The sequence below is a fragment of the Amycolatopsis sp. NPDC050768 genome, assembly GCF_040654155.1.
Taxonomy (GTDB): Bacteria; Actinomycetota; Actinomycetes; order Mycobacteriales; family Pseudonocardiaceae; genus Amycolatopsis.
On the sequence record NZ_JBFAHL010000026.1, the window covers coordinates 144723 to 151926 of the forward strand.

Here is a 7204-nt window from a genome sequence, read left to right on the forward strand (position 1 = left end):
GGCGCGTTTTCGCCACCGGGCCGGGATCTACCGGGGATTCGATGAGGTATGACGTAGGATGTCCTCCGATGGCGACGTGCCAGCGAACGAAAGAAACATCCGGGGAGACTGTTTTGGCGCGCCCGCAACGCAGTGAAGAGATCACCAAGCGGATCATCGACCTGATCATCGACCGCGACCTCCCACCGGGCGCGCCGATGCCCACCGAACTCAGCCTGATGGAAGACATCGGCGTGAGCCGCAACTCGATCCGGGAGGCGATCAAGGCGCTGCAGGCGCTCGGCATCGTCGAGATCCGCCACGGCTACGGCACCTTCGTCGGCTCGGCCGGCTCCGAGGCCCTGCAGACGTGGCTGCTGTTCCGCACGCGCACCCGCGGCGCCAGCGACGCCGGGCGCCTGCGCGACCTGCTCGAGGTCCGCGAGATGATCGAGACGGAGCTGACCCGGCGGGTCGCGTCGGAGCACCGCCCCGAGCTGATCGCCGAGCTGGAGGCCTGCGTCGCGCGGATGCGCCGCAAGGGGCCGGATGCCGCGGTCGCAGACCGGGAGTTCCACGACCTCATCTGCGCGGAAGCAGGCTTCGACCTGGCGCGAGAACTCACAGGGCTGTTCTGGGACGTCTACCGCGCGGCCGAGGGCGAGCTCGGCGGACCGGTGTCCTCGGCGGCGAGCACGGCGAAGCGGCACCAGGTGATCGTCGACGCCCTGGTCTCGCGCGACGGCGACGCCGCGGCGGAGGCCGTGCACCGGCACTTCGACGAGGTGCGCAAGCGCGCGAAGGCCGGCCGTTACGGCGGGTTCGGCGAGGCGCGGCCGGCCGAGGCGGATTCCGCGGCGGCGACTTCGTAGCGCGGTTCGCGGCGGTGCCATGGCGTCCGCTGGGTGCTCACGCACCTCGTCGAGAGTCCGGCCGGCACGCCGACATCCTTCCGGAACTGATCGACGGCGCGACCGGGCGTTGATCGGTTCGTAGACTGGGCGGCCGATGAGGAGGTGCGCCCTGGACGCAGTCGAGGTCGAGATGCTGCCGCAGTCCGCCGCGGCCGACGAGGTGCCGGCAGCCGAGGTCGCCGCACTGGTGAACGCCGTCTACTCGACCGCCGAGGCCGGCCTGTGGGCGGGCGACGCGGACCGGACGAGCGCGGCCGAGGTGGCCGGGCTCGTCGCGGCCGGCGAGATCGCCGTGGCGCGCCAGGCGGGCCACGTGGTCGGTTGCGTGCGCGTGCGGACGGTCGCCGACGGCGTGGGCGAGTTCGGCCTGCTGGCCGCCGCGCCGCAGCAGCAGGGCGCGGGCATCGGGCGTGAGCTGGTGCGGTTCGCCGAAGACCGCTGCCGTGCGCTGGGCCGGCGGCGGATGCAGCTCGAGCTGCTGGTGCCGCGGTCGTTCACGCACCCGTCGAAGGAGTTCCTCGCCGCCTGGTACACGCGGCTGGGCTACCGCATCGAGGAGAAGTCGACGATCGAGGAGGCCCACCCGCACCTCGCGCCGCTGCTGGCGACGCAGTGCGACTTCCTCGTGTACCGCAAGGACCTCTGAACGCTTCGTCGTGACACGTTGTGTGGCCTTCGGACACTTCGTGGGGACGCTGCCGCAGTTCGCGGACGCGGGAGAGGCGTTTCGGTGGCAGCGCGGCGAGCTCGCGGGGCAGTTGCGCCGGATCAGTGGCGGTGAGACGGGCAAGCGCTTGCAGTGGTTCGTGCCCGTGGTCAAGGAGCTCAAGAGCTCCGGCGCGGTGCGGGTGGTCAAGGACGGTGACTGGACCGGCTACGACGACACCGACCGCCTCGTGGCCCGGCGGCTGGAGCCCGGGCAGATTCCGTTGCACATCGCGGACGACGCGCTGGCGGAGTTCGAGCTGCTGCGTGCTTCCGGCACTCCCGCGACGGCGGAGGAGCCGTTGCAGGTGGGCGTGCCGGGGTACCTCGACATGGCGTTGTTCATCTTCGGTCCGCTCGGGGTGTTCAAGCACGCGCGCGCGTTCCTGCGGGCCGCGGACGCGCAGATCTCGCGGGTGCGGGCCGCGGAGGGCGACCGGGTGGTGTTCCAGCTGGAGCTGCCGCTCGCGTTGATCGCCGTGACCGCCGCGCCGCCGCCGCTGCGCCGGCTGGTCGCCGAGCTGATGGCGTTCCTGGTGACCCGCCCGGCGGCCCGGGCGCCGGAGGGCACGCGGTTCGGCGTGCACCTGTGCTTCGGCGACCTCGGCCACCGCGCTCTGCGGCAGCCTCGCTCGGCCGCGCCGATGGTGGCTCTCGCCAACGCGGTGGTGCGGCGCCGGCCCGCCGGCCGTCCGCTGGACTTCGTGCACCTGCCGATGTCCGGCGGTGACGAGCCGCCGCCGACCTCCGCCGCGTTCTACGCGCCGCTGCGCCGCCTGCGTGCGGGATCGGCCGTCGTGGTCGCGGGATCGCGCACGAGCGGCAGGACGAGCAGGCCCAGCTGACGGTGCGCGACCACGTCGAGACGGCGCTGGGCCGGCTGGTGGACCTCGCCACGTCGTGCGGCCTGGGACGGCGCTCGCCCGCGGAGGCGGAGGGAGCCGTGGCCCGGATGCGGTCGTTGCTGTGAGGGTGTGACCACGCGTCCGTCCGGGGTATTGAGGACCTGTGACGACACGACTGGACTGGGTCGGCCTGCTGCGCCACGGGCAGAGCACCGGCAACGTCGCGCGCGAGGCCGCCGAGGCCGCGGGCCGCGAGGTCATCGACATCGCCGAGCGCGACGCCGACGTGCCGCTGAGCGAGCTGGGCCTGCGCCAAGCGCGGGCGGCGGGGGAGTGGCTCGCGGGTGAGCCGCCGCAGCTCGTGGTGGCCTCGCCTTACCGGCGCGCCCTGGACACGGCCCGCGTCGCCCTCGACGTGGCCGCCGCCGGGGGCGTGGAGGTCCCCGGCGGCCTGCGCGCCGACGAGCGCCTGCGCGACCGCGAACTCGGCGTCCTCGACCTGCTCACCAGCCGCGGCGTCGCCGAACGTTGGCCCGACGAACTACGCCGCAAGCAGCGCCTCGGCAAGTTCTACTACCGTCCACCCGGCGGCGAGTCCTGGGCCGACGTCGTCCTGCGCGTTCGCTCGCTGCTCGCCGACCTGAGCGCCGAGACACCGGGCCTGCGCGTGCTGTTCGTGGCGCACGAGGTGACGGTGTTCGCACTGCGCTACGTGCTGGAAGGCGTGCCCGAGCCGGACCTCCTGGCCGCGGCCGCCCGCACCGACATCCCCAACGCGTCGGTCAGCACCTGGGAACGCGGCCACGACGGCGGCTTCCGGATGACGGTTGCGCAGGACGTCGGGCACCTCGTCGACGTGCCGCTGGTGTGAGTGACACCCAGCGAGCGCGTGCCCGGCGCGGGATGATGGCACACCAAGATCATCGGCAACCGGAAGGGAAATCATGAAGCTCGACCTCGACGGCAGGACGGCGCTCGTCACAGGGTCCACGCAGGGGATCGGCGCGGCGATCGCCGCGGGGCTCGCGAAGGCGGGTGCGCGCGTGGTGGTGAACGGGCGCGGCGACGCGGGCGTCGCGCAGGCGATCGGGGAGCTCGAGAACCAGGTGCCGGGGGGCGAGTTCGTGGCCGGGGCCGGCGACGTGACCACCGACGAAGGCGCGCGCCAAGTCCTCGACCGTGCGGGGCGCGTCGACGTCCTCGTGAACAACCTCGGCATCTTCGGCGCGCAGGAGCCGCTGGAGATCACCGACGACGAGTGGCGGCGCTACTTCGAGGTCAACGTGCTCGCGGCCGTGCGGCTGCCGCGCCTGACGCTGCCCGCGATGACCGAGCAGGGCTGGGGCCGCGTGCTCAACATCGCGAGCGACTCGGCCGTCGTGATCCCCGCCGAGATGATCCACTACGGCATGTCGAAGACGGCGCTGCTGGGCGTGTCGCGCGGCTTCGCCAAAGCGGCGGCGGGGACGGGCGTCACGGTCAACTCCGTGATCGCCGGTCCCACGCACACCGGAGGCGTCGAGGACTTCGTTTACCAGCTCGTGGACAAGAACCTGCCGTGGGAGCAGGCGCAACGGGAGTTCATGAAGACCCACCGCCCCCAGTCGTTGCTGCAGCGGCTGATCGAGCCGGAGGAGATCGCGAACCTCGTGGTGTACCTGAGCTCACCGCTCGCCTCCGCCACCACCGGCGGCGCCCTCCGCGTCGACGGCGGGTACGTCGACTCGATCCTTCCGTAAGGCCCCGTCAGCGCCCTCGGGGCTCACCGAGCCGGTCGCGCACCTGGCGCTCGACGAGCACGGGCAGGAAGCTGCGCACGCCGGCGTCGTCGAAGTGCTGCCGCTGTGCGGTGATAGTGCGGTTGATCTCGGGTTCGCGCGAGCTGCCGTACTCGTCGACGAGCCGTGACTTCAGCGCGGAGAAGCTCTCCTCTTCGCCCTTCACCATCAAGTCGTCCATGCCTTGGTGGGTCATCGCGTCCCTTTCCGTGGTTTCGGCCCTTCATGACTGCTGCCCGCCACGGGCCCTCCTCAAACGGCGGGCGAACGTGTGGACCTGTCGCAAACGCCTGGTGTCAATTTCGACCACCTGGTAGAAATTCAGGCGACGCGGCGCCCCTGGCGCCGAACCGCGAAGCCAAGGAGCTGGAATGGGCAAGCCTTCCGTGCAGCTGTACTCGGTCCGCGACGCGTTCGCGGCCGACCCGGCGGACACCCTGCGGCGCCTCGCCGCGATCGGGTTCACCCAGGTCGAGCCGTACGGCGTCGTCGAGAACGTGGCCGCGCTCGGCGCCGGTCTGCCGGCCAACGGGCTGACCGCCCCGACGGCCCACGCGAAGCTCATCGGCGAGGACCAGCACGCCGTGTTCGCCGCGGCGAAGCAGCTCGGCATCGCCGTGGTCATCGACCCGCTCGTGAAGCCCGAGCAGTGGCAGAACGCCGCGGACATCACGGCCACCGCGGAAGCGCTCAACGCCGCCGCGAAGGTCGCCGAGGAGCACGGCGTGCAGGTCGGCTACCACAACCACTGGTGGGAGCTGGAGTCGCGGATCGACGGCCGCCACGCGTTCGAGGTGTTCGCCGACCAGCTCGACCCGGCCGTCGCGCTGGAGGTCGACGCCTACTGGGCCACGGCGGGCGGGGCGAACGCGCCCGAGCTGCTCGCCCGGCTCGGCTCCCGGGTGCACGCCATCCACGTGAAGGACGGCGCGCTCGCCACCGACGCGTCCGGTCAGGTCCCGGCGGGCCAGGGCAGCGTCCCGCTCCCCGAGGTTCTCGCCGCGGCGCCCGACGCGTTGCGCGTGGTGGAGTTCGACCGTTACGACGGCGACATCTTCGAAGGCATCGCCGCCAGCTTCGCTTACCTCACCGAGGGCGCGAAGTGACCAGCGGCCCCGTCGGCGTCGGCCTGATCGGCGCGGGGGTCATCAGCGACACCTACCTCGAGAACCTCACGGGCTTCCCCGACGTGCGGGTGCTCTCCGTCGCCGACCTGGATGTGGCCCGCGCGCAGGCGCAGGCGGCGAAACACGGCGTGCCGCACGGGGAAACCGTCGCGGAGCTGCTGGCGAACCCCGAGATCGAGCTGGTCGTGAACCTCACGATCCCGGCCGCGCACGTCGAGGTCGGCCTCGCGGCGCTGGAGGCGGGCAAGAGCGTGTGGGCGGAGAAACCGCTCGCGCTCGACCGCCAGACGGGCCGCAAACTGCTCGATCGCGCGCGGGAGAAGGGTTTGCGCGTGGCGAGCGCGCCGGACACCGTGCTCGGCGCCGGCCTGCAGACGGCACGGCGCGCGATCGAGGCCGGCCGCATCGGCGAACCGCGCACGGCGCTGGCGCTGTTCCAGACGCCGGGACCGGAGAGCTGGCACCCGGCGCCGGAGTTCCTGTTCCAGCACGGCGGCGGCCCGCTGCTGGACATGGGGCCGTACTACCTCACGCAGCTCGTGCAGCTGTTCGGCCCGATCTTCAAGGTGACCGGCGCCGGCGGCCGCGCGCGGGACACGCGCGTGATCGGCTCGGGTCCGCGCGCCGGCACGGAGTTCGCGGTGACCGTGCCGACCACGGTGACCGCGCTCGTCGAGTTCACCCGCGGCGGCAGCGCGCAGATCGTGCTGAGCTTCGATTCCGCCTTGGCGCGCACGGGTTTCGTCGAGGTGTCGGGCGCGCTCGGCACCGCGGTACTGCCGGACCCGAACCGCTTCGACGGCCCGACGAAGCTGCACCTGCTGGGTGCCGCCGAGCCGGAAGAGCTTGCGCCGCAAGGACACGCCGCCTCGCGCGGCACGGGCGCGCTGGAGCTCGCCCGCGCGATCCGGGCCGGGGTGCCGGAACGCGCGTCGGGGGAGCTGGCCTACCACGTGCTCGACGCGATGCTCGCCATCGACGAGTCGATCACGCGCGGCCAGTCCGTGGAGGTGGCCAGCACCGTCGAGGTCCCGCCCGCCCTGCCGGACGGCTGGGACCCCTACGCCCGCACGCTCTAGCGGGCCGGCGGTCCGTGAAGGGCACTTCGGGGGAGGTGCCCTTCACGGACCATGGTCAGTCTTCGAGGGGGACGGTGAGCAAGGTGCGCAGGTAGAACCGCAAGGAGCCGACGAGGTCGACGTCGCCGGGGGTGGTGAGCCATTGGACCTGCAGCCCGTCCATGAGCGCGATGAACGTGAGCGCCGCGAAGTCCGGGTCCACGCCCTCGCGAAGCTCGCCCGTCGTGGCCAGCAGCCGGAACGAGCCGATCACGCTTTCGCGCGCCTGCCGGTAGTGCTCCACGAAGTACTCGTGCGCCGGGTGGTCGGGCGCCACGGCCTCGGCCGCCAGCCGCGAGTACAGGTCGACGATGCCCGGGTGGCGCACGTTGTGCTCGGCCAGCGCGACGAAGTGCCGCAGCACCTCCAGCCCGGGCGGCACAGTCAGCTGCTCGCGCTCGGAGTCCTCGGCGTCACGGCGTTCGAGCACGGCGGCGAGCAGCGCTTCCTTGGTGGGGAAGTAGTACAACAGCCCGGCGTGGCTGATGCCGACACGCTTCGCGATCTCCCGCAGCGACGAACCGTGGTAGCCGGCCTCGCCGTACACCACGGCGGCCGCGGAAATGATGTCCTCGCGGCGGATCCGGCCCTTCAGGTAACCCCCGGTCACGGGAGCGTGCTCGGTTCGGCGGGTCGCATGCTGCAATTCTGCCCCGGCTCCGCCGGGGCGGCGAGATCGCCTCTGAGCCGGCTTCCGGATGGGGCGGTCGGATCGGCCGGGGGCCGATCGCACCGCCC

The 7204-nt window shown here is 72.3% G+C and carries 10 protein-coding genes; 8 read left to right on the forward strand and 2 right to left on the reverse strand.

The features are described 5' to 3' along the window. Positions 1-113 precede the first annotated feature (113 nt). The 6 genes from AB0H62_RS46495 (at position 114) to AB0H62_RS46520 (ending at position 4182) form a co-directional block, all read left to right on the forward strand. Positions 114-851, forward strand: coding sequence for a FadR/GntR family transcriptional regulator (locus tag AB0H62_RS46495; RefSeq protein WP_220238990.1), 738 nt, complete (start codon positions 114-116; stop codon positions 849-851). 136 nt (positions 852-987) lie between these two features. Further along, entirely contained in the window at positions 988-1539 is a 552-nt protein-coding gene (locus AB0H62_RS46500; protein WP_255637772.1) for a GNAT family N-acetyltransferase, read from the forward strand. A gap of 40 nt (positions 1540-1579) precedes the next feature. Next, positions 1580-2443: a hypothetical protein gene (locus AB0H62_RS46505; RefSeq protein ID WP_360592521.1), complete on the forward strand. Its 864-nt coding sequence runs from the start codon at positions 1580-1582 to the stop codon at positions 2441-2443. A gap of 2 nt (positions 2444-2445) precedes the next feature. Beyond that, positions 2446-2568 carry a hypothetical protein gene (locus tag AB0H62_RS46510; protein ID WP_360592522.1) on the forward strand — a complete coding sequence of 41 codons (123 nt, stop codon included), beginning with the start codon at positions 2446-2448 and terminating at the stop codon, positions 2566-2568. A gap of 38 nt (positions 2569-2606) precedes the next feature. Further along, positions 2607-3314, forward strand: coding sequence for a histidine phosphatase family protein (locus tag AB0H62_RS46515; RefSeq protein ID WP_220238992.1), 708 nt, complete (start codon positions 2607-2609; stop codon positions 3312-3314). Positions 3315-3387: 73 nt separating this feature from the next. Next, on the forward strand, positions 3388-4182 hold the full coding sequence (locus AB0H62_RS46520) for an SDR family oxidoreductase (RefSeq protein ID WP_360592523.1): 795 nt from the start codon (positions 3388-3390) through the stop codon (positions 4180-4182). Positions 4183-4189: 7 nt separating this feature from the next. Here the strand turns inward: AB0H62_RS46520 and AB0H62_RS46525 are convergent, their stop codons facing one another. Continuing rightward, on the reverse strand, positions 4190-4402 hold the full coding sequence (locus tag AB0H62_RS46525; protein ID WP_360592525.1) for a three-helix bundle dimerization domain-containing protein: 213 nt from the start codon (positions 4400-4402) through the stop codon (positions 4190-4192). A 190-nt stretch (positions 4403-4592) separates the two neighbouring features. Between AB0H62_RS46525 and AB0H62_RS46530 the strand changes: the two genes are divergently transcribed. Together AB0H62_RS46530 and AB0H62_RS46535 are read left to right on the forward strand one after the other, a co-directional pair. Further along, complete coding sequence (locus AB0H62_RS46530; protein WP_360592526.1) at positions 4593-5327, forward strand: TIM barrel protein; 735 nt, start codon at positions 4593-4595, stop codon at positions 5325-5327. Next, a complete protein-coding gene (locus AB0H62_RS46535) occupies positions 5324-6427 on the forward strand; it encodes a Gfo/Idh/MocA family oxidoreductase (protein WP_360592528.1) in 1104 nt (367 codons plus the stop codon). The genes AB0H62_RS46530 and AB0H62_RS46535 overlap by 4 nt, the downstream gene beginning before the upstream one ends. A gap of 55 nt (positions 6428-6482) precedes the next feature. Here the strand turns inward: AB0H62_RS46535 and AB0H62_RS46540 are convergent, their stop codons facing one another. After that, the gene (locus AB0H62_RS46540) at positions 6483-7076 is read right to left on the reverse strand and encodes a TetR/AcrR family transcriptional regulator (protein WP_360592529.1); all 594 of its coding nucleotides are present in this window, start codon (positions 7074-7076) and stop codon (positions 6483-6485) included. Positions 7077-7204: the final 128 nt, after the last annotated feature.